Consider the following 20,096-nt stretch of genomic DNA (forward strand, 5'->3'; position numbering starts at 1 on the left):
GGGCTATAGAAACCGAAGTGCTCGGTTTCACTTTTACTATTGTATCAGCGCCTTTATGTAATTGACAAGGATTAAGTGATCGCTTATTGATATAACGGGAATTTATAAGTCTTTCCAATTTGAATTTTTGTAGCAGATGTACTGTTATTTAATTGTTTAAAGTCATCAATTACCTTTTCAATAGAAGGGATTTTTTTCTTATTAATTTGTTCTGTAATCGAAAGAACGGTCTCACCAGTTTTTACTTCAATGGCTTTATAAGTAACATCTGTTTCTTCCTTTTTGCTTTGTTTTGTAGTTGTTTCTTCTTTTTTTATAGTTTGAGCAGCTGTTGTTTTTTTGTATGAACTTAACATCGGTAAAGTACCGATTTTTATATCGTAATAAAATATATAACCGAGAACAAGCACGAATAAGAATATACCTAATCTCTTCATATTCTTCACTCCTTTGCTAGGAATATATGCTTGTCCAAAAAAAAAATGCCTATTTAGGCATTTTTTATCGTTCTTATTTTTCTTTCGGTTGTGGAACTTCTTTAAGTGTTAAGTATAGAACAATTAAAACAACTGCGATATAAATGAATGTTGAACCAGGTACGACGATTTTAAATAAATCCATAATCATAAAGAAGATTGTTGGAATTGTGTAACTGTAAGCAGTTAATGTCCAAACTTGTTTGTAGGATAATTTACGTTGTCCGCTCATAGCAGAACCGATGAACGCAAGTAAAGTCACGCCTACAAAAGTAATGAATAATTGGAATAGGTACACTAAAAACCCGATAACAAATAATAAAATTGGATAGATACTATCGAATAGAGAAATAAAGTCTTGTAAATCTTTTTTCTCAAGAGATGCACCTAATAAGTCGTTATAGGAATACGTTTGTGTTTGACCATTTCCCATGGAGACTACTTTATCTTTTAAAACAAATAAACCCGTTTTATTTTGATATTTTTCTAAGTCTGTTGAATTTGGATCAAATACGAAAAGGGCATTGCCATCTTCTTTTTCGATAGGTTGATCAATATCTGCTGTTAGTTCGCCATTTTCAATTTTAAAATTAGGTAAATCTTTTTCGATTACTTTATTTACCATATTAACACCGTCTTGAATAACGCTACCGTACAAGAAAGTTCTTGGAATAGTAGTGATTAGGCAAAGAAGCATAATATACAAAATGGTTTTACCGATTTTTTGAAAACGGAAAAGCGCAATATCTTTAGGCGAATATACGCTTTTTGCTAGCTGTTTAAAAATGGACATAGATTCACTTCCTTTATGTATGTATAAAGTCATTGTAACGTAGGAATCTAGAGAATCTCAAGATATATTATATTTACATATAGTGGAGATAACTAAATTTCTTTTTAATAATTTTCTTCTTTTAAATGAGAAAAATACAATTGACACTTTTCTTTTTTATATGGTAAATTTATCTTACATTTCTTAAAGGATATATCCGATAGGAATTCAATTGTTTAATATGTTATTACATACATAATTATGGACCCTTAGCTCAGCTGGTTAGAGCAGACGGCTCATAACCGTCCGGTCGTAGGTTCGAGTCCTACAGGGTCCATACCCATTTCACATGTTTATTATGTCAGCAGGAAGCTTCCTTGTAGAAGGAAGCTTTTTTTACGGAATATATGAGCATTTTAATTGAAAAGAAGTGGGAATTTTGCTACTTTAATGATAGCAAGACAATGTGATTTATTTGTTTGCACCCTATGGCAATTAGGGTAGAATGAAGTTGTATGTCACACATATGGTGGCAATACATAAACTGGGAGGAATATAACAATGGCAAAACACGAATTACCAAACTTACCTTATGCGTATGATGCTTTAGAGCCTCACTTTGACAAAGAAACAATGAACATCCATCATACAAAACATCACAACACGTACATTACAAACTTAAACGCTGCTTTAGAAGGTCATGCAGAACTAGCTGACAAAAGCGTTGAAGAATTAGTTGCAAACTTAAACGAAGTACCAGAAGCAATCCGTACAGCAGTACGTAACAATGGTGGTGGACATGCTAACCATACATTCTTCTGGACAATTCTTTCTCCAAACGGCGGGGGACAACCAGTAGGCGAACTTGCAACTGCGATTGAAGCGAAATTCGGTAGCTTCGATGCATTCAAAGAAGAATTCGCAAAAGCTGGCGCAACTCGCTTCGGTTCTGGTTGGGCTTGGTTAGTAGTAAACAATGGTGAGTTAGAAGTAACAAGCACGCCAAACCAAGATTCTCCTCTAACTGAAGGTAAAACTCCAGTTATCGGTTTAGATGTTTGGGAGCATGCTTACTACTTAAATTACCAAAACCGTCGTCCAGACTATATCGGTGCATTCTGGAACGTTGTAGATTGGAACGCTGCTGAAAAACGTTACCAAGAAGCAAAATAATTATAATAATTATAGAAAAAAGCTAGGAGAATGCTCCTAGCTTTTTTCTATGCTTTCCTTTTACATAATTGGGCTTGTCTTTGGAAGACTAGAACATGAAGTAAAGGAGAGTTGTGTATGAAGTGGAAACATATAATTGGTGACGTTGAAGTGAATCGGGATTTAGTGTTATTGCTCCTTATTGGAGGTTTATACACGCTCGCAATTTCTTTATCGAATACGTTTGTTAATATTTATTTATGGAAACAAACACAAAATTATGTGAATCTTGGCTTGTATAATTTGGCCAGCGTTATATTGCAGCCTCTCACATTTCTTATAGGTGGGAAATTAGCGAAACGTATTGACCGCTCAATCTTGTTACGAATAGGCGTAGGCACGTTAGCAATTTTTTTTATCGTTGTTTTAGTAGCGGGAAAAAGCGCTTCTCACTATATTTTATTAATGGGGGCTCTTTTAGGAGTCGGATATGGTTTTTATTGGCTCGCGTTTAACTTATTGACATTTGAGATTACAGAACCAGAAACAAGAGATTTCTTTAATGGGTTTCTTGGACTTCTTACATCCTTCTCTGGAATGATTGGACCGATAGCGGCAGGATACACAATTTCACGTATGGCAAAATGGAGTGGTTATACTGTCATATTCTTTCTTTCATTAGTGCTATTTGCAATTGCTGTCGTTTTAAGCTTTTTTTTATCTAAGAGAGAATGTGAAGGGCGTTATGAAATTACAAAAGTATTGAAAGAGCGACGGATTGATAAAAATTGGGGGAGAATTACACGTGCTCATTTTTTCCAAGGGTTGAGAGAGGGAACATTTATTTTTGTTATTTCAGTATATGTGTACTTAGCAACCGATAGTGAGCTCGCATTAGGGAAATATAGCTTAGTCAACTCCGCTGTATCATTTGTATGTTACTACTTAGTTGCTCGTATGTTAAAGAAAGAGTGGCGAAAAAAAGCGATTTTGCTTGGAGGCATTATTTTATATGCGGTCGTATTTTTAGTTATATTCAATGTTACATACACAAAATTACTTATTTATGCAGCATGTATCGCGATCGCATACCCTATTTTACTCGTTCCGTACGGGTCAATGACATATGACGTAATTGGTAGAGCGAAAAATGCGAGAGAGTGGCGTGTAGAGTATGTAGTTGTCCGGGAATTATGGTTAAATGCTGGAAGGATTTGTTCGGTTTTAAGTTTTTTATGTGCTGTGTTATTCTTTCCGCCTGAAAAAAGTTTACCTTTCTTACTATGTATTTTAGGTGCTGGACATTTTCTTATTTATTTTGCAGTTAAAAATGTCAAATATGATGAGGGAAATGTGGGGAAAACCAGCGTTGTAGCGCAAGAAACTACTCAGAATCAAACTGAACCAGAAGGTTAACTTATCGTTTGTTTTATGCTAAAATAGAAAAAGATGTAAGACAGCAGTGAGGACACCTGTATGAAGGTGTCCCTTTCACATTACATAGCTGTTGGTAGAGGGGGTTTGTATGAGCAAGAAGCAGAAACAACAAAAGAAAAAAACTCACGTTCCTTTTCGATTAAACGTGCTGTTTTTTTGCGTATTTTTAATGTTCTCCGCGGTTATTGTAAGGCTCGGATATGTACAAATTGTTCGTGGTGAGGAATATAAGAATGAAGTAGAGAAGAAAGAGAATTCAACGATAAGTAATCCTGTACCGCGCGGGAAAATCTTTGACCGCTATGGGCGACCTGTAGTAGATAATACAGCTGTTCGTACTATTACATTTACAAAAATGAAAGGATCAACTGCAGAAGATCGCTTAGAAACAGCGAAAAAATTAGCAGAGTTGATTGAAGTACCGACAGATAAATTAACAGATCGAGATAAAAAAGATTATTGGATTGCGATGCATAAAGAGGAAGCGAAAACAAAAATTACGAGTAAAGATCGTCAAGAATTGAAAGATAACAAAATTGATGATAAAGAATTAGACGAGCGTCAACGAAGTCGTGTGACAGAAGAAGAGATTAATCAATTATCCGCAAAAGATTTAGAAATACTAGCGATTAAAAGTAAGATGGACGGCGGATATGCAATGACACCTCAAGTTATTAAAAAAGATGCTACAGAAAAAGAATATGCGATTATTAGCGAGAGCCTAGCAACATTACCAGGTGTAGATACGAATGTTGATTGGGATCGAAAATATACGTATGATGATTTATTCCGAAGTGTTCTTGGTGGGGTGTCGACGGCGGATGAAGGTTTACCGAGAGAAAGACTAGATTACTATCTTGTTCGTGATTATAATCGAAATGACCGAGTAGGGAAAAGTTATCTTGAACAGCAATATGAAGATAGCCTGCACGGTACGAAAGCAGAAGTGAAAAATATTACAGATAAAAATGGTAATATTTTGGAAACGATTAATGTATCGCAAGGACAAAGCGGTAATGACCTGAACTTAACAATTGATATGGAATTACAAAAGCGTGTGGAAGATATTCTTGCGAAAAACTTAATGAGATTTAAAGGAGCGGAACCTCTTTTAGATCGTGCTTTCGTTGTTATGACGAATCCGAAAAACGGTGAAGTGTTATCTATGGCTGGAAAACAGCTTGTTACGAATGATGAAGGAAAAACTGATGTGAAAGATTTCGCTTTAGGTACGATGACAAGCTCGTATCCTGTAGGTTCAACAGTAAAAGGTGCAACGATTCTGACAGGGTATCAAACAGGTGCAATTCAACCAGGATCGGTACAGTTAGATGAACCAATCAAATTAAAAGGTACACCGACGAAATCATCTTGGAAAACAATGGGATATATTAATGATCTTACAGCGTTAAAAATGTCTTCTAACGTATATATGTTTAAAACAGCGATGAATATTGCTAATGTTCCATATGTGAGAGGTGGTACGTTAGATATAAAACAAAAATCATTTGATACGATGCGTTACTATTTCGGGCAGTTTGGATTAGGTGTAAAAACAGGAATTGATTTACCGAATGAATCTGCTGGTCAGATGGGTAGAACAGACAATATCCCAGGGTTTTTACTTGATTATGCAATCGGTCAATATGATACGTATACACCACTTCAATTAGCTCAGTATATTTCAACAATTGCCAATGGTGGATATCGTATGCAGCCGCAAGTTGTGAAAGAGATTCGTCAACCGGCAGTGAAACCGGAGGAAGTTGGAAAAGTTGTTCATTCGATGGAACCGAAAGTGCTAAATCGTATTGATATGCCTGAATCACAAATTAAACGTGTTCAAGAAGGATTTAGACAAGTATTTAACGATTCGGGTGGTACAGCTACAAAATACTTTACAGGTGCAAAATATAAAGCTGCAGGGAAAACCGGTACAGCCCAAACTGTGTATGGCGGAGATAAAGAGATTGGTAGAAATGCAAAAGGTGAGCGTGTTCAAGTTTATAACTTAACATTAGTAGGTTATGCGCCACTTGAAGACCCTGAAGTAGCATTTTCTGTTGTTGTTCCGTGGGTACATGATGATAAGACTGGTATTAATGGATATATTAGTCGTGAAATTATGGATGCTTACTTTGATTTGAAAAACCAAGAAATAAATGGTGAAGCTCCAAAAGATGCAAAAGATAATAAAAATGAAAAAGAAGATCAAGATGAGGAATAAAAAAGTTGTAAAAAAAGCACACTATCTGAAAAGATAGTGTGCTTTTTTTTATGGTTTATGCATATCGTGTAATAAATGTGGACAAGTATAAAATGTTGGAAAAAGCACGCGGTCTCACAAATGATAATTTTATATTGTGTATAGGGGGATAACTGTCTTATGGACTAATTAATTATCAGTGGAAATGAATAGCGGCTACTGATTAAACTTTTATCTTATGTTGATTCCTGTGGAACTTTACAAAACTTTTACAAACAATTAAAACCGAATTAATAGTTTAGCAGTATTCTTATATCTGTAATCCTGTTATTTCCGGTTACTTCTAGGAGGAAGAACACGTGAAATGGATGAGTGCATCGATTAAAGTTTTTATATTATCGACATGGTTCCTTTGTTTTGGCATGTCTACTGCATTTGCTGTGAACGAAATGGGAGAAGTGAGAGTTGATGGATCCTCAACGGTTTTTCCTATTATAGAAGCAGTAGCGGAGGAATATACAAAGGAGCATCCAAACGTGAAAATTTCTATTAGTGTTTCTGGAACTGGAGGAGGATTTAATCGTTTCAGTAAAGGAGAAGTGGATATAAATAATGCTTCGAGAGTAATGAAACAAGTGGAAGAAAATGAAATGAAGAATAACTCCATTCAGTTTACACCCTTTGAGGTTGCTTATGATGGTCTTACGATTGTTGTAAATCGTCACAATACTTGGGTAGACAATATGACAGTAGACGAGTTACGTCTCTTATGGAGTGAAGATGGAAGAGAGAAGCGATGGTCGCAAGTTCATTCAACATGGCCACGTGCACAAGTGAAGTTTTATGCACCAGGTGTAGACTCTGGTACTTATGATTATTTTCAAAATGTCATCTTACAAAATCGTCGCATTGTAAAAAAAGTCTCTTTGTCTGAAGATGATCAAGTTATTATGCAAGGAGTAATGCATGATAAAAATGCCATTGCTTTTGTAGGATATGCTTATTATATGGCCAATCGAGATAGGGTGAAAGCGATAAAAGTGAACGGTGTATTTCCGACGAAAGAGACTATTCAATCAGGTGATTATAAGCCGTTATCTAGATCGTTATTTACTTATGTGAATGATGCATCTATCCGACAAAAAATAAATGTAGCAAATTATGTTGAGTTTATGATCAAACATGTTGGTAACCTCGCTGAAGAGGTTGGATATGTAAAATTACGAAAAGAAAAATATAATGAACAGCTGCGAATGTTAACAGAAATCAAAAGGTAATGTCAGGGTGGAAAGGGGTTTTCATCTTTGGCTCATAATGACAAAAGTCAAATTACATTTTCTGTACAACATTTGATTGAAAGAAATACAAAACAAAGAAAAAAAACGCAGCGAATCAATCAAATAGTTCCATTATTATTAAAAATAATTGCTAGTGTGTCTATTGTGACGACAATTGGAATTATTTTTACGTTGGCAAATGAAACAATGATGTTTTTTCAAAAAATATCATTATACTCCTTTTTGACGGAGAAAGAATGGTTACCGTTTTTTGAAGATCCTAAATTCGGTATATTACCACTTATATGTGGAACAGTCCTTGTAACAGCAATCGCCATGTTTGTAGCAATTCCTATCGGTTTAGCGTGTGCTGTATTTTTGAGCGAATACGCTTCAAACGGTGCGCGAAAAATATTAAAGCCGATGTTAGAACTATTAGCAGGTATCCCGACAATTGTATATGGTTTTTTTGCATTAACAGTTGTCACGCCACTTTTACAACGAATGATACCGGATTTACAGTTTTTTAATGCAATTAGTCCAGGAATCGTGATTGGATTTATGATGATACCTACAGTTGCATCTTTATCTGAAGACTCGATGAGAGCTGTGGCGAAAGGAACGAAAGAAGCCTCGTTAGCGCTCGGTGCGACTCGGTTTGAGATGGTAAAACAAGTAGTGTTTCCCGCAGCTTTTACAGGAATTATGGCAGCGATTATATTAGCGGCTTCTAGGGCAATCGGTGAAACAATGATAGTTGTAATTGCAGCGGGATCCACACCGAATGTATCGCTGGATCCGACGCACTCTATTCAAACGTTAACAGCCTATATTGTGCAAGTGAGTTTAGGCGATGCTCCGCATGGAACGATTGCTTATTACAGTATGTATGCCGTAGGCGCAACGTTATTCTTGTTTACTTTTATAATGAACATCATTTCACAGTATATTGTGCGCCGTTTTAGGAGGGTGACATAATATGCGAATGTTGAATCATAAAAAAATACAAGAAAATATGGCATCACGTTTTTTTAAAGATCGAATTTACAAATTGTTATTTTATATAGCAATTTTGTTTTCAATCGTAATTTTGCTTATTTTGCTTTTTCAAATTTTTGAAAAAGGGTTAAGCTATCTTTCAATAGATTTCTTTACAAACTTCGCTTCACGTAATCCGAAAGAAGCCGGGATTGCTGCAGCTTTGTCGGGGACAATATTATTTATGAGTATTGTTATACCGGTCTCGTTTATATTTGGAGTCGGGACTGCCCTTTATTTAGAGCAATATGCGAAGGAATCTATATTTAAAAAGGTAATAGAAATTAATAATCAAACGTTAGCAGGAGTACCTTCCGTTGTATTTGGATTACTTGGCTTAACTATTTTTGTATATGCTCTTCATTTAGGCGAGAGTATTGTTGCAGCGGCGCTGACGATGAGTTTGCTCGTCTTACCGACAGTTGTTGTAGCTAGTCAAGAAGCGATACGATCTGTACCAAGTTCATTATTAGAGGCTTCTTACGGATTAGGTGCTACGAAGTGGCAAACGATGTATCAAATTGTATTGCCGGTAGCTTTCCCAGGAATTATAACGGGTTGTACGTTAGCGGTATCAAGAGCAATTGGAGAAGCGGCACCGTTGTTAGTAATCGGAGCATTAGCGTTTGCAAATTATGTTCCATTTAGTATGTTTGATAGATTTACAGTTTTACCAATTCAAATTTTTAATTGGATGAGTAGACCACAAGAAGAATTTCAGTATGTAGCAGCAGCTGGGATGATTGTTTTGCTAGGTCTGTTACTCTTTATCAATATATTTGTCTTATGGTTACGGAATCGAAAATAAGTTGGAAGTGGATGAAAGGGGAATTCAAATGGTAGCAACAGTAGTAAATGTACAGGTGAAAAACGAAGAGAAAATCCAGACTGCTCCAAAAAAAGTAGTATTTGATACGAAAAACCTAAATTTATGGTATGGAGAAGACCATGCTTTAAAGGATATTAACTTAAGTATTCATGAGAATGAAGTTACAGCAATTATTGGACCAAGTGGTTGCGGTAAATCAACGTACTTAAAAACATTAAATCGTATGGTAGAGTTAGTACCGATCGTTCGAACTACAGGCGTGATTGAATATAGAGAACGTAATATATTTGATAAATCGTATCCAGTTGAAGAATTACGCACACATGTAGGAATGGTGTTCCAAAAGCCAAATCCATTTCCAAAATCTATTTATGAAAATGTAGCATATGGACCGAAAATCCACGGTGTTCGTGATAAAAAAACGTTGGACGAAATTGTTGAAAAAAGTTTACGCGGGGCAGCAATTTGGGATGAATTAAAAGATCGTTTGCATGATAACGCATACGGTTTATCTGGTGGACAGCAACAACGCTTATGTATTGCACGTTGCTTAGCGATTGAACCAGACGTTATTTTAATGGATGAACCTACATCGGCGTTAGATCCAATTTCGACGTTAAAAGTAGAAGAATTAATTCAAGAGTTAAAGAAAGACTTTAGTATTGTAATTGTAACGCATAACATGCAACAAGCAGCGCGTATTTCAGATAAAACAGCTTTCTTCTTAAGTGGGGAAGTTGTGGAGTATACAGATACAAATAAATTATTCACAACCCCTTCAGATAAGCGTACAGAAGACTATATCACAGGACGATTCGGTTGATATCGCTAGCAAGGCTAAGAGAAAATGCCCTCTTAACAGAGGGCATTTCTTATTTTTACCTCATTTTAATAGAGAATTAAAACTTCTCCTATCTTACTGCTTATGGCAAGTATAAGAGGTTAGATAGGAGATTTATATAAAATGGCACATAATATTGAGGGGGAAGAAACGATGGTAAGAGAACAGTTTCAGTGTGATTTAAAAACGTTACAGCAAAAGGTAATTGAGCTTGGTGAATTAGCAAAGGAAGCTTTATTAATTGCTATGGAAGGTCTGCATACAAGAGATGTAGAGAAAGCGTTAGAGGTCATTGATGGTGATTACCGCATGGATAATTTAGAAGAGGAAATAAACGATCTTGCTCTTATGCTTATTACGAAGCAACAGCCTGTAGCAAGTGATTTAAGAAGAATTTTTATTTCAATTAAAACAGCGACAGATTTAGAGCGTATTGCAGACCATGCTGTTAATATTGCGAAATCCACAATTCGTCTTGGAGAAAAAGAAGTAACAGTTAGTTTGCAAAATCTTGATGAAATGTTTGCGATTGCTCATAAGATGCTAAATTTAGCATTGGAAGCATACGAACAAGAAAATTTAACTTTTGCTAAACAAATTGCTGAGATGGATGATTCAGTTGATGAAATATATGGGAAGGCAATTCGTGAATTTATATCCTCGATCCCTGAACAACCAGAGGCTATTACACAAATTACACAATTATCCTTTGTTGCAAGATATATTGAGCGTGTAGCAGATCATGTTACAAATATTGCTGAGAATGTATTTTATTTAGTAAAAGGAAAGCATTATTTATTGAATGAATAGGAAGGAAAGTAGGTGATGAGAAATCACCTGCTTTTTTTAGTCAAAACATGACAAAAAAAGCTCATTGTTTCCTTTAGTTTATGATGATAAGATGTATCATAATATAATGGGAAAATTAGTATTATTGGTTTTTATTCAGTGCTTTTTTACTAAGTTAATAGTAAGCGCTTTCTTTGTTGTTTGAGGGTGATAAAAATAGCCCTTCTTATTAAAGTTTCATTTTATATGGAAGAAGATTATAAGCAGAGATTTTCCATAGCACAATGATTTGTTGAAACAATCAAGCTTATATTGCTAGTTCATGTGGGATAGAGAATATACATATGGTGTATGGATTTATTGAACATTATATAAGTGGAGGCTGAAGTATATGAAGGGGGTTATTTTAGCTGGAGGAAAAGGAAGACGCCTTAGACCATTAACATGTAATACTCCAAAGCCGATGTTGCCATTATTAGAAAAACCAGTTTTGGAATACAATATTGAATTGTTACGTCAGCATGGTATTCGTGAAATTGCAATTACAGTTCAATATATGAGTGCGGCCATTAAGCAATATTTTGGCGATGGTAGTAAATGGGGAGTTAACTTGTACTATTTTGAAGACTCCCCTCCACTTGGAACGGCAGGAAGTATTAAACAAGCGGAAAACTTTTTAGATGAAACATTTGTTGTTATAAGTGGAGATGCATTAACTGATTTTCGATTATCAGAAGGAATTGCGTTTCATGAACAAAAGAAAAGAATGGTAACTATGTTTGTAAAGGAAGTAGAAAACCCACTCTCATTCGGTTTGGTTGTAATGAACAAAGAGCAAGAGGTTACACGATATATAGAAAAACCAAGCTGGAATGAGGTAATCTCCAATATTGTGAATACAGGGATTTATATTATGGAGCCAGAAATCTTTTCTTACATACCACCCCGAGAATTTTTTGATTTCAGTCAAGATGTGTTTCCATTATTAGCAAATAAGAACGCGTTATTTGCATATTTGTCAGAAGGTTATTGGTTAGATATCGGTACATTTGATCAATATCGACAAGCACAATTTGATTTGTTAACGAAAAAATTGCAAGTACCTATTCCTTATACGGAAGTGTTACCGATGGTATGGATGGGAGAAGGTGTGACGATTGGAAAAGGGACGAAAATTCATGGCCCATCTTTTATTGGAGAAGGAGCAAAGATTGGTGAGGGGGCTGTAATTGAGCCGTACTCTATTATTGGGAAAAATAGTATTGTTTCAAGTTACTCTCATCTTCAAAAAAGTATTGTTTTTGCAAATGCTCACATTGGGGAGTATTGTGAGCTATTAGAAACGACAATAGGAGAGCATACAATGGTTGAAGATGACGTTACGTTGTTTCAAAAAAGTATTGTAGCGGATCATTGTCATATAGGGAAGAGTACGGTCATTAAGCAAAAAGGAAAATTATGGCCTTATAAGGCCATTGATAGTCATTCGATAGTAGGATCGGCTGGTGTTCAAGAAAGTGAAAAAAGCGCTGGCTGGTTACAAAAAAGCCGTATTGTAGGGAGAGGGAATGTTGAGATTACTCCGCAATTTATTGTAAAAGTGGCGATGGCGTATGGATCTCTTTTCGGAAAAGGGGAAAGCATACTAATTGGGAGTCAAGAACATATAGAAACAACTTCTTATAAAAATTTATTTTTACATGCTATTCATGGTATCGGGATTCATACGATGGAATGTAAAGAGATGAACGAGTCACTTTTTCAGTATAGCATTCATAATTTGCAATGTGCAGGTGGGGTTTTCGTTCAAGTGGAAAATGAAAAAGAAGTTGTTATAAAGCTGTATGGTAAGGATGGGATGCTGTTAACGTATAAGCAGCAAAAAGCAATAGAACAAGTATATATGTCCGAGTCGTTTTATTACGTATGTGAGAAAGAAATGGGACAAAATACGCCAGTCCACGTTTCTTTAAATGACTATATAGAAGCTGTATTAGAATGCATTGATATTGAACAAATACAAAAACAAAAGTTTCATCTTCTTATTAATAAGAGAAATGATATGTTACAACATTTACTTATGCTCTTTCTTCAAAGGCTTGGGTGCACAGTTACATGGATTTATGCGGGCGAACAAAAAGATCATGTGAAAGCTTTGATGAAATCAAGTAAAGCGAATATGGCGCTTATGTTTTCTGAGCAAGGAAATTATTTCGAGTTATATGATAATCATAGTAATATTTACCAAGGTACAGATTTTGAAGAAATAGATCTTCCTGACTTATTACTGGAATCAAAAGGGAATATTTACCCAATGTCTTTGAAATTAGGAGAATGTTACCTTCTATTTTATATACATGATGAAAAAAAGGCGTTTCAAGTAAAGTGGAAACGAGATATTTTATATCGAATTGGAAAGTTATTCGAGTTAATAGCACTGCAAGAAAAGGCGTTTCTTAGCATAGTAGAGCAATCACCGCCTCTTTATTTACTTTATGATGAAGTTGTGTGTTCATGGAACGAAAAAGGGAAAGTGATGAGGAAATTATTGGCCGATATGGAAAGAAAGGAAGAAGGTATATTTGAAGGAGTGCAGTTCAAATATACCGAAAAAGAGTGGTCTTATATCGTTTCTGATACAAAACAACCAAAATTTTTGGTGTATTCACATGCTAGAAATCCAGTGATAGCAAGGGAAAACATGAAAAATCTTATAGAAAAAATTAGACAATATCAAAAGGTGTAGAATTTTTATTTTAAAAGTGGTATTATGGTATAGTCTGATTTAAGTTATTAGTACTGGAGGGAAATAAGAATGCGTGTGAATATTACTCTAGCATGTACAGAATGCGGAGATCGTAACTATATCTCAAAGAAAAATAAACGTAACAACGCTGAGCGTATCGAGCTTAAAAAGTATTGCAAGCGTGACAAGAAGTCTACGTTACACCGTGAAACAAAGTAAGCAGTAGGAATATTTTCCTACTGTTTCTTTTTTTATTCGATTCCTATATTAAAAGTGATACACTATCATCATAGAGTAAAGTGTCACTGTAGGGGGGAAGATGTGTGAAAGAAGAGAAAATACGTTTACGTAAAAAAATAATAGAACACATGAATTCTTTATCGGAAGAACAGTATACAACTTTATCAGAGCAAATCGCAGTTTCGTTGTATGCGCAAAAAGAGTGGGTTGAAGCTGAAACAATTGGAATCACTCTTTCAATGGAAAATGAAGTGAATACATATCCTATTATCGAAAAAGCTTGGGAAGAAGGAAAGAAAGTTGTAGTTCCGAAGTGTAATAAAGGAACAAGAACAATGTCCTTCCGGCAAATTAGTAATTTTGATCAATTAGAAACAGTGTATATGCATTTGCGTGAACCGATTCCATCGCTTACTGAAGAAGTGAATGCGGATGAAATTAACCTTCAAATCGTACCAGGCGTAGCTTATACAGAGCGAGGAGAACGGATTGGATACGGCGGGGGCTATTATGATCGTTATCTCGTGCATTATAAAGGGAAAACGCTATCATTAGCTTATGATTTTCAAATGGTAAAACAAATTCCAGTGGAACCATTTGATAAAAATGTAGAAAAAATTATTACAGAAAAAGGAACAATGGTTATAAATGGGCTTGTATAGACAAATAAAAATTGACGAGACTTTTTCTTCTTGATTATAATAAAATATGTGAACGTTTTCTTATTATAATTTTTTATAGTAAGTGAGCATAGAGGGTGATGAAATGGTATCTATTTATGATATTCAGCAATTGCTAAAGAAATTTGGTACGATTATTTATACGGGTGATCGAATTGCAGATTTGCAATTAATGCAAGATGAGCTACGTGAATTAAATCAGTCACAGCTAATCGATCCACAAGACTATCAAACAGCTTTATTTTTATTGAAGCAAGAAATTCAAAAAGAGCTAAATAAGAATTAGATAAAGGTAGGTAAGCAACATGGAAGAGAAATGGTTAGTTGGTGTTGACCTTGGTGGTACAACGATTAAATTAGCATTTATTAATGTATACGGTGAAATTTTACATAAGTGGGAAATCCCTACGAATACAAATGAGCAAGGAAAACATATTACACTTGACGTAGCGAAGGCAATTGATAAAAAATTAGAAGAGTTAGGCGAATTAAAAAGCAAGTTAATTGGTATTGGTATGGGAGCTCCTGGTCCTGTGCATGTGGCATCTGGAATGATTTATGAAGCGGTTAATTTAGGGTGGAAAAACTATCCATTAAAAGATTTACTAGAAGTAGAAACAGGGTTACCTGTTGTAATTGATAACGATGCAAACTTAGCAGCGCTTGGCGAAATGTGGAAAGGTGCTGGCGAAGGAGCAAAAGATTTAATTTGTATGACGCTTGGCACTGGTGTCGGTGGTGGTGTAATCGCCAATGGTGAGATTGTACACGGTGTAAGTGGTGCTGCTGGTGAGATTGGACATATTACAGTCGTTACAGAAAATGCTTTCCCATGTAATTGCGGAAAATCTGGTTGTTTAGAAACAGTAGCTTCTGCAACGGGTATTGTGCGTGTTGCTATGCAGAAAATACAAGAGACTGATAAAGAAAGCATGTTACGTTCTATGTTAGCAGAAGAAGGACGTATTACATCAAAAGATGTTTTTGAAGCGCACGGACAAGGTGATGAACTAGCAAATGAAGTAGTAGAAAAAGTAGCTTCTTATTTAGGATTAGCTGTAGCGAATCTTTCTAGTACGTTGAACCCAGAGAAAATTGTTATTGGTGGAGGCGTGTCTAAAGCTGGAGATGCACTATTAGAACCAATTCAAAGTTATTTCGAGCAATATGCTTTCTCACGTGCTGTAAAGAGTACGAAGTTAGCCATTGCAACACTTGGTAATGATGCAGGTGTTATTGGAGGAGCTTGGCTTGTAAAAAAGCACAAATACGAAGCGAAGATGATATAAGTTGTGAAATGTGAAAAGAGGAAGGGGGAAACCCTTCCTCTTTTTGCGTAAAATCTTGATGAAGAATAACATGTAAGTGAATTAAGCTGCTGGCGGATACCCGTTATATAGAACAGTCATGATCGTAAACCATCCGAAAACGAGTACAGTCGCAATTGCAAAGCCGCCTGCGAAAAAGTTCTTTTCGCGAAGTGTTCTAAGCGTAGCAAAAACAGCTAACAGAGTGACAAGCGTAAAAATAATAACAAGGCCCATACAATATCCTCCTCTGTCTACCTATTCTTAAATATGAGTTTTTAGAATATTTACTCTTTTACATTGTACATGTTTTAAAAATGATTGTCGAGATAGCATCCTTTCTTTTCCTAAGAGAAAGAAATGTTGTATCATTAAAAGTAAGTTTAATAACTGGAGGAGATTTTCATATGAAATGGACACAAATGCCGTTAGGACCATTACAAACAAATGCTTATATTTTAACGAATGATCAAAATGAGTGTATTATCTTTGATCCTGGTCATGAAGGAGAGAAGCTCGTTACATATTTACAAGAAGAACAATTAAAACCACTGGCGGTTTTATTAACGCATGCCCACTTTGATCATATTGGTGCTGTTGATGCGGTAAGAGACGCTTTCCATATTCCTGTATACGTACATAAAGAAGAAGCAGATTGGTTAGGAGATGGAACTGTAAATGGCTCTCAAATTTTTATGATGAACCGTAGTATTACAGCTAAGCCAGCAGATCATATTATTGATGCAGAAGGTACATTAACAGTCGGTTCATTTAATTTTGAAATTTTTGAGACGCCAGGACACTCTCCAGGAAGTATTTCTTATTATAGTAAAGAGGCGAATGCAGTGTTCTCAGGAGATGTATTATTCCAAATGAGTATTGGAAGAACTGATTTACCTGGTGGAAGTTTTGCTGAATTAATTGGAAGTATTGAAGAGAAATTATTCGTATTGCCAGATGAAACAGCGGTGCTATGTGGACATGGTCCAGAAACAAGCATCGGTTTTGAAAAAGAAAATAATCCATTTTTACAATAAGGAGTCATTATGGGGATGGAGCTCATTTTAAGAGAATGGATGGGGAAAGAGAAAGATTATTCGATTTCATATAGTACGTATATGAACCTCGTATTGTATGCAGAAGGGCATGGCTATTATATGAAGGACCGTGAAAAGATTGGAAGACAAGGCGATTTTTTTACAAGTAGCAATGTATCCTCTGCTTTTGCAAAAACATTTGCTAAGTTTTTTATTCGTCTTGTTGAGAATGATGAAGTCGCTCCAAATATTTGTGAGATTGGCGGGGGAACAGGAAAGTTTGCCTATGATGTTTTACAAGAATGGAAGCAATTATCTCCGGAAACCTTTATTGATTTAAACTATTCAATGATTGAAGTGAGCCCTTTTCATAGAAAATTACAACAAGAGAATCTGTGCTCATTTTCTAATGTATCGTATTATACATCTTATAGTAAAATGGGAGAGTCATTCGAAGGAATTCTTTTTTCGAATGAGTTATTTGATGCATTTCCTGTTGAAGTAATTGAGAAGAGAAATGGAATGTTGTATGAAGTACGTATTACGTATACAGAGGAAGGGAACCTTGCTGAAGTATGTAGACCGTTAGATAAAAGAATCGGTCGCTACTTACTGAAATATAACATTCATATTGCAGAAGGGCAGCGTTTTGAGGTGCCAATTGCGATGGAAGATTATATAAAAGGAATTGCAAAATGGTTTCAAAAAGGTATATGTATTACAGTTGACTATGGATACACAAAAGCAGAATGGACGTACCCTGCGCATCGAGAAGGAAGTTTACGTGGGTATTATAAGCATAAGTTAATATGTAATCCTTTAGCGTATCCAGGGGAAATGGATCTTACTACTCATATTCATTGGGATGAGTTAAAGGAGATTTTTAACCTTCAGGGAATGAGTGCAGTATGGCATAAGAAGCAATCTGAGTTTTTGTTAGCTGCAGGAATATTAGAACAGCTTACGAGTCATCAAGATACGAATCCTTTTTCTGAAACTCAAAAACAAAATCGAGCAATTCGTTCTATGATTTTGAACGGAGGATTAGGGAATGCCTTTGATGTTGTTATACATACGAAAGACATACAGAATTTACATCTGAATCGGTATTTAACAATATAAAAAACAAGACACAGCATATTTCTGTGTCTTGTTTTTTAATACGACGTATGTAGTATTATATATTTCCTCTCATGATATATATTTATATTAAAGATATGAGATGAAAAATATAGAATACGTTCTTTTTCTCTGTTTATTAGTCCCTAACCTAATAATACGCGAACGAGTTGAATAATTGTTTCGTTTTCTACTTTGTAGTAAATTTCTAATCCTTTTCTTTCACTAGAAACGATTTTAGCACTTTTTAATTTTGCTAAATGCTGTGAAATTGTAGACTGTGGCATGTTTAAGCCAGTGTACATTGTAGAAACGTTGCTTGGACCACGCTCGATTAATCCTTTTACGATACATAAACGAACTGGGTGAGCAAGTACTTTCAATAATTCTGCATTGCTTTCATAAAGTTCTATTTCTTTTTGAAAGGTTTCTAACATGTTCTTTTCCACCTCCGTGTGAGCTGTTATACCATACTATACATACCAAAAAATTAAAGAAAAGAAAACAGTTGTTGCAGAAAAAATTTCCTAAAGTAAAGAAATTGTAAGAAAAGAGACCCTGATGTAAATAAAATGGATAAATTAGCACAGTTTTGTAAAATGACGCTTTTGGGCGAAAATTTTGATGCGTTTTAAAAATTGAAAGATATAGATATATTTGTAACACAATTTTATCATGATTTTCTTATTCTTTCAAATGAATATACAAAATTTTTAAAATAATATGACAAAGGAATTATAATGCTATATATAGAATATAAAACAGGTTAAAAGAAGCCCGATGTAATCAGCTTTTTTATGAGGATAATGAGACACTTGAGTGTAGCTGATCAATCTTAGAATGATCAAGTCATTCGTCATTTATGCTAGAGCTCATCTTTTAGCAACTTTAAAAATCTGTGATTCCATATATTCTCATAAAAGTCAATTGTCTCTTTTGCGGACATAAATGGATTGTTTAATGTAGAAGTTATTTTAGGTGCCATAAAGTTTTCGTACCCTAGTCCGTGAGCAAATTTAATCGTAGCATCCATACAGTACTCTGTTTGGGCGCCACAAAATTCAATACGATGTACAGATAATTGATCTAAAATTTCTTTTAAGTTTGTTTTATAAAATGAATTTGCATGTGTTTTTCTCACAAAGAAATCTTGGTCTTGAACATCTAGATCAGTATGAATAGCCCAAAGTTCTTCTTCGGGTACTAAATGATCATCACAATGTTGAACAAAAATGATTGGTTTATTTGATTTTCTGTATGAAGAAATTCTTTTATTTACTTTTGTAAGCAAGTTTTGTAAATCAAATAAATGCTCTCCGCTATAACATACCCCATTTTGTAAATCGATAACGATTAAAATATCAGAACAAGTATCCATTATTTTTACCCCCTTTTATTTCTTAATATATCGATAAAACCATTATTTGTAAATAAGTGATGTGCTTTTATCCCACTATTTGTGGGAGGCGGGCTGCCCGTAAACGCCCGATTGGTGAAGGCTAATAATGAGTGGGAATGAACAAAACCCCCAATGATTAAATTTTTGTACAGAGATAATAAAGTAGTTTCATTTACAATAAAATTCTTTAAAAAACAATAAAGTTGTTTTATTATAATTGGGGTAGAGTCAAGAAAATACACATTTACAACGATAAGTATTTTGATACAAGTCTTATGAGACATTATGAGGTCTAATTGAAAGGTGATTGGATTATGTACCGATAGGTTTTACTCTATTGAGATTGTGAAGTTTCCTACTTAAACTAACGGGGCAGGTTAGTTAGATAAAGGGATATTTGGATTAAGATAGATGTAAGTAGAAAAACTACTAAAGTAATAAAATTTGCTTCAGTAAAATAAGGTATATTATATTTGTTGAATAGATTCTCTGTAAAGACAAGAAAAGTAGGTGAACAAAGTGGGCAAATATCAATTGGATTACAAAAGTCAGGTAGCTGTGGCAAAGTTTCATGAAAAACAGACGCCTGCCAAATTTGATAAAAAGCAGCAACTTGAAAAATTGCGTGCGGAGTATTTGAAAAAGAAGCAAAAACAAACAGATAAATAATATGTTTTGTTTGTCTGATTGTTTTGTATTCGGTGTAAACAAAAGGAAATAGGTAAGTTATTCATCGTTCAAATATATACAG

Annotated in this window: 21 protein-coding genes and 1 tRNA gene; 17 read left to right on the plus strand and 5 right to left on the minus strand. The window is 34.9% G+C overall.

Annotated elements, in window-relative coordinates; translation table 11 throughout:
- Nucleotides 1-83 precede the first annotated feature (83 nt).
- Both JDS81_RS02180 and JDS81_RS02185 read right to left on the minus strand, forming a co-directional pair.
- Entirely contained in the window at nt 84-437 is a 354-nt protein-coding gene (locus JDS81_RS02180; RefSeq protein ID WP_097952941.1) for a hypothetical protein, read from the minus strand.
- Nucleotides 438-510: 73 nt separating this feature from the next.
- Nucleotides 511-1,269, minus strand: coding sequence for a DUF1189 domain-containing protein (locus JDS81_RS02185; RefSeq protein WP_087949261.1), 759 nt, complete (start codon nt 1,267-1,269; stop codon nt 511-513).
- A gap of 242 nt (nt 1,270-1,511) precedes the next feature.
- Here JDS81_RS02185 and JDS81_RS02190 point away from each other — a divergent pair.
- The 14 genes from JDS81_RS02190 (at nt 1,512) to glcK (ending at nt 15,772) form a co-directional block, all read left to right on the plus strand.
- Nucleotides 1,512-1,585, plus strand: a tRNA-Ile gene (locus JDS81_RS02190).
- Nucleotides 1,586-1,809: 224 nt separating this feature from the next.
- Nucleotides 1,810-2,421, plus strand: coding sequence for a superoxide dismutase [Mn] (gene sodA / locus JDS81_RS02195; protein WP_001052031.1), 612 nt, complete (start codon nt 1,810-1,812; stop codon nt 2,419-2,421).
- 117 nt (nt 2,422-2,538) lie between these two features.
- Nucleotides 2,539-3,816, plus strand: coding sequence for an MFS transporter (locus tag JDS81_RS02200; protein ID WP_097952943.1), 1,278 nt, complete (start codon nt 2,539-2,541; stop codon nt 3,814-3,816).
- A 109-nt stretch (nt 3,817-3,925) separates the two neighbouring features.
- On the plus strand, nt 3,926-6,064 hold the full coding sequence (locus JDS81_RS02205; RefSeq protein ID WP_000038999.1) for a peptidoglycan D,D-transpeptidase FtsI family protein: 2,139 nt from the start codon (nt 3,926-3,928) through the stop codon (nt 6,062-6,064).
- A gap of 338 nt (nt 6,065-6,402) precedes the next feature.
- Complete coding sequence (locus JDS81_RS02210; RefSeq protein WP_085450594.1) at nt 6,403-7,320, plus strand: PstS family phosphate ABC transporter substrate-binding protein; 918 nt, start codon at nt 6,403-6,405, stop codon at nt 7,318-7,320.
- A gap of 27 nt (nt 7,321-7,347) precedes the next feature.
- Nucleotides 7,348-8,298, plus strand: a complete 951-nt coding sequence (gene pstC / locus JDS81_RS02215; RefSeq protein WP_000940899.1) for a phosphate ABC transporter permease subunit PstC — start codon at nt 7,348-7,350, stop codon at nt 8,296-8,298.
- A gap of 1 nt (nt 8,299) precedes the next feature.
- On the plus strand, nt 8,300-9,166 hold the full coding sequence (gene pstA, locus JDS81_RS02220) for a phosphate ABC transporter permease PstA (protein ID WP_001242538.1): 867 nt from the start codon (nt 8,300-8,302) through the stop codon (nt 9,164-9,166).
- A gap of 28 nt (nt 9,167-9,194) precedes the next feature.
- Nucleotides 9,195-10,010, plus strand: coding sequence for a phosphate ABC transporter ATP-binding protein (gene pstB / locus JDS81_RS02225; RefSeq protein ID WP_000226691.1), 816 nt, complete (start codon nt 9,195-9,197; stop codon nt 10,008-10,010).
- Nucleotides 10,011-10,181: 171 nt separating this feature from the next.
- On the plus strand, nt 10,182-10,838 hold the full coding sequence (phoU, locus tag JDS81_RS02230; protein WP_033657342.1) for a phosphate signaling complex protein PhoU: 657 nt from the start codon (nt 10,182-10,184) through the stop codon (nt 10,836-10,838).
- Between the two features lie 370 nt (nt 10,839-11,208).
- Nucleotides 11,209-13,563 carry a sugar phosphate nucleotidyltransferase gene (locus tag JDS81_RS02235; RefSeq protein WP_097952945.1) on the plus strand — a complete coding sequence of 785 codons (2,355 nt, stop codon included), beginning with the start codon at nt 11,209-11,211 and terminating at the stop codon, nt 13,561-13,563.
- A 69-nt stretch (nt 13,564-13,632) separates the two neighbouring features.
- Complete coding sequence (gene rpmG, locus JDS81_RS02240) at nt 13,633-13,782, plus strand: 50S ribosomal protein L33 (protein WP_001265616.1); 150 nt, start codon at nt 13,633-13,635, stop codon at nt 13,780-13,782.
- 104 nt (nt 13,783-13,886) lie between these two features.
- Complete coding sequence (locus JDS81_RS02245) at nt 13,887-14,465, plus strand: 5-formyltetrahydrofolate cyclo-ligase (protein WP_000656839.1); 579 nt, start codon at nt 13,887-13,889, stop codon at nt 14,463-14,465.
- Between the two features lie 103 nt (nt 14,466-14,568).
- Complete coding sequence (locus JDS81_RS02250) at nt 14,569-14,769, plus strand: YqgQ family protein (protein ID WP_000253699.1); 201 nt, start codon at nt 14,569-14,571, stop codon at nt 14,767-14,769.
- Nucleotides 14,770-14,788: 19 nt separating this feature from the next.
- Entirely contained in the window at nt 14,789-15,772 is a 984-nt protein-coding gene (glcK, locus tag JDS81_RS02255) for a glucokinase (RefSeq protein WP_000391710.1), read from the plus strand.
- 81 nt (nt 15,773-15,853) lie between these two features.
- Here glcK and JDS81_RS02260 read toward each other — a convergent pair whose 3' ends face one another.
- Nucleotides 15,854-16,027 (minus strand): DUF2759 domain-containing protein, encoded by a 174-nt coding sequence (locus tag JDS81_RS02260; RefSeq protein WP_000524850.1) that lies wholly within the window; start codon nt 16,025-16,027, stop codon nt 15,854-15,856.
- Between the two features lie 170 nt (nt 16,028-16,197).
- On the opposite strand from JDS81_RS02260, the gene JDS81_RS02265 reads away from it, so the two are divergent.
- On the plus strand, nt 16,198-16,827 hold the full coding sequence (locus JDS81_RS02265; protein WP_000872319.1) for an MBL fold metallo-hydrolase: 630 nt from the start codon (nt 16,198-16,200) through the stop codon (nt 16,825-16,827).
- Between the two features lie 9 nt (nt 16,828-16,836).
- On the plus strand, nt 16,837-17,949 hold the full coding sequence (locus JDS81_RS02270) for a class I SAM-dependent methyltransferase (RefSeq protein ID WP_097952948.1): 1,113 nt from the start codon (nt 16,837-16,839) through the stop codon (nt 17,947-17,949).
- 143 nt (nt 17,950-18,092) lie between these two features.
- Here JDS81_RS02270 and JDS81_RS02275 read toward each other — a convergent pair whose 3' ends face one another.
- Together JDS81_RS02275 and JDS81_RS02280 are read right to left on the minus strand one after the other, a co-directional pair.
- Entirely contained in the window at nt 18,093-18,383 is a 291-nt protein-coding gene (locus JDS81_RS02275) for an ArsR/SmtB family transcription factor (protein ID WP_000894375.1), read from the minus strand.
- A gap of 428 nt (nt 18,384-18,811) precedes the next feature.
- Entirely contained in the window at nt 18,812-19,324 is a 513-nt protein-coding gene (locus tag JDS81_RS02280; protein WP_097952950.1) for a cysteine hydrolase family protein, read from the minus strand.
- Nucleotides 19,325-19,864: 540 nt separating this feature from the next.
- Between JDS81_RS02280 and JDS81_RS02285 the strand changes: the two genes are divergently transcribed.
- Complete coding sequence (locus tag JDS81_RS02285; RefSeq protein WP_000521653.1) at nt 19,865-20,014, plus strand: hypothetical protein; 150 nt, start codon at nt 19,865-19,867, stop codon at nt 20,012-20,014.
- Nucleotides 20,015-20,096: the final 82 nt, after the last annotated feature.

The sequence above is a fragment of the Bacillus cereus group sp. N31 genome (assembly GCF_016483245.1).
In the GTDB taxonomy this organism is placed as follows: Bacteria; Bacillota; Bacilli; order Bacillales; family Bacillaceae_G; genus Bacillus_A; species Bacillus_A toyonensis.

Coding starts and splice junctions, on each gene's coding strand:
- JDS81_RS02180 (WP_097952941.1), bottom strand. CDS start 437: ATGAAGAGATTAGGTATATTCTTATTCGTGCTTGTTCTCGGTTATATA.
- JDS81_RS02185 (WP_087949261.1), bottom strand. CDS start 1,269: ATGTCCATTTTTAAACAGCTAGCAAAAAGCGTATATTCGCCTAAAGAT.
- sodA (WP_001052031.1), top strand. CDS start 1,810: ATGGCAAAACACGAATTACCAAACTTACCTTATGCGTATGATGCTTTA.
- JDS81_RS02200 (WP_097952943.1), top strand. CDS start 2,539: ATGAAGTGGAAACATATAATTGGTGACGTTGAAGTGAATCGGGATTTA.
- JDS81_RS02205 (WP_000038999.1), top strand. CDS start 3,926: ATGAGCAAGAAGCAGAAACAACAAAAGAAAAAAACTCACGTTCCTTTT.
- pstA (WP_001242538.1), top strand. CDS start 8,300: ATGCGAATGTTGAATCATAAAAAAATACAAGAAAATATGGCATCACGT.
- pstB (WP_000226691.1), top strand. CDS start 9,195: ATGGTAGCAACAGTAGTAAATGTACAGGTGAAAAACGAAGAGAAAATC.
- phoU (WP_033657342.1), top strand. CDS start 10,182: ATGGTAAGAGAACAGTTTCAGTGTGATTTAAAAACGTTACAGCAAAAG.
- JDS81_RS02235 (WP_097952945.1), top strand. CDS start 11,209: ATGAAGGGGGTTATTTTAGCTGGAGGAAAAGGAAGACGCCTTAGACCA.
- rpmG (WP_001265616.1), top strand. CDS start 13,633: ATGCGTGTGAATATTACTCTAGCATGTACAGAATGCGGAGATCGTAAC.
- JDS81_RS02250 (WP_000253699.1), top strand. CDS start 14,569: ATGGTATCTATTTATGATATTCAGCAATTGCTAAAGAAATTTGGTACG.
- glcK (WP_000391710.1), top strand. CDS start 14,789: ATGGAAGAGAAATGGTTAGTTGGTGTTGACCTTGGTGGTACAACGATT.
- JDS81_RS02260 (WP_000524850.1), bottom strand. CDS start 16,027: ATGGGCCTTGTTATTATTTTTACGCTTGTCACTCTGTTAGCTGTTTTT.
- JDS81_RS02265 (WP_000872319.1), top strand. CDS start 16,198: ATGAAATGGACACAAATGCCGTTAGGACCATTACAAACAAATGCTTAT.
- JDS81_RS02270 (WP_097952948.1), top strand. CDS start 16,837: ATGGGGATGGAGCTCATTTTAAGAGAATGGATGGGGAAAGAGAAAGAT.
- JDS81_RS02275 (WP_000894375.1), bottom strand. CDS start 18,383: ATGTTAGAAACCTTTCAAAAAGAAATAGAACTTTATGAAAGCAATGCA.
- JDS81_RS02280 (WP_097952950.1), bottom strand. CDS start 19,324: ATGGATACTTGTTCTGATATTTTAATCGTTATCGATTTACAAAATGGG.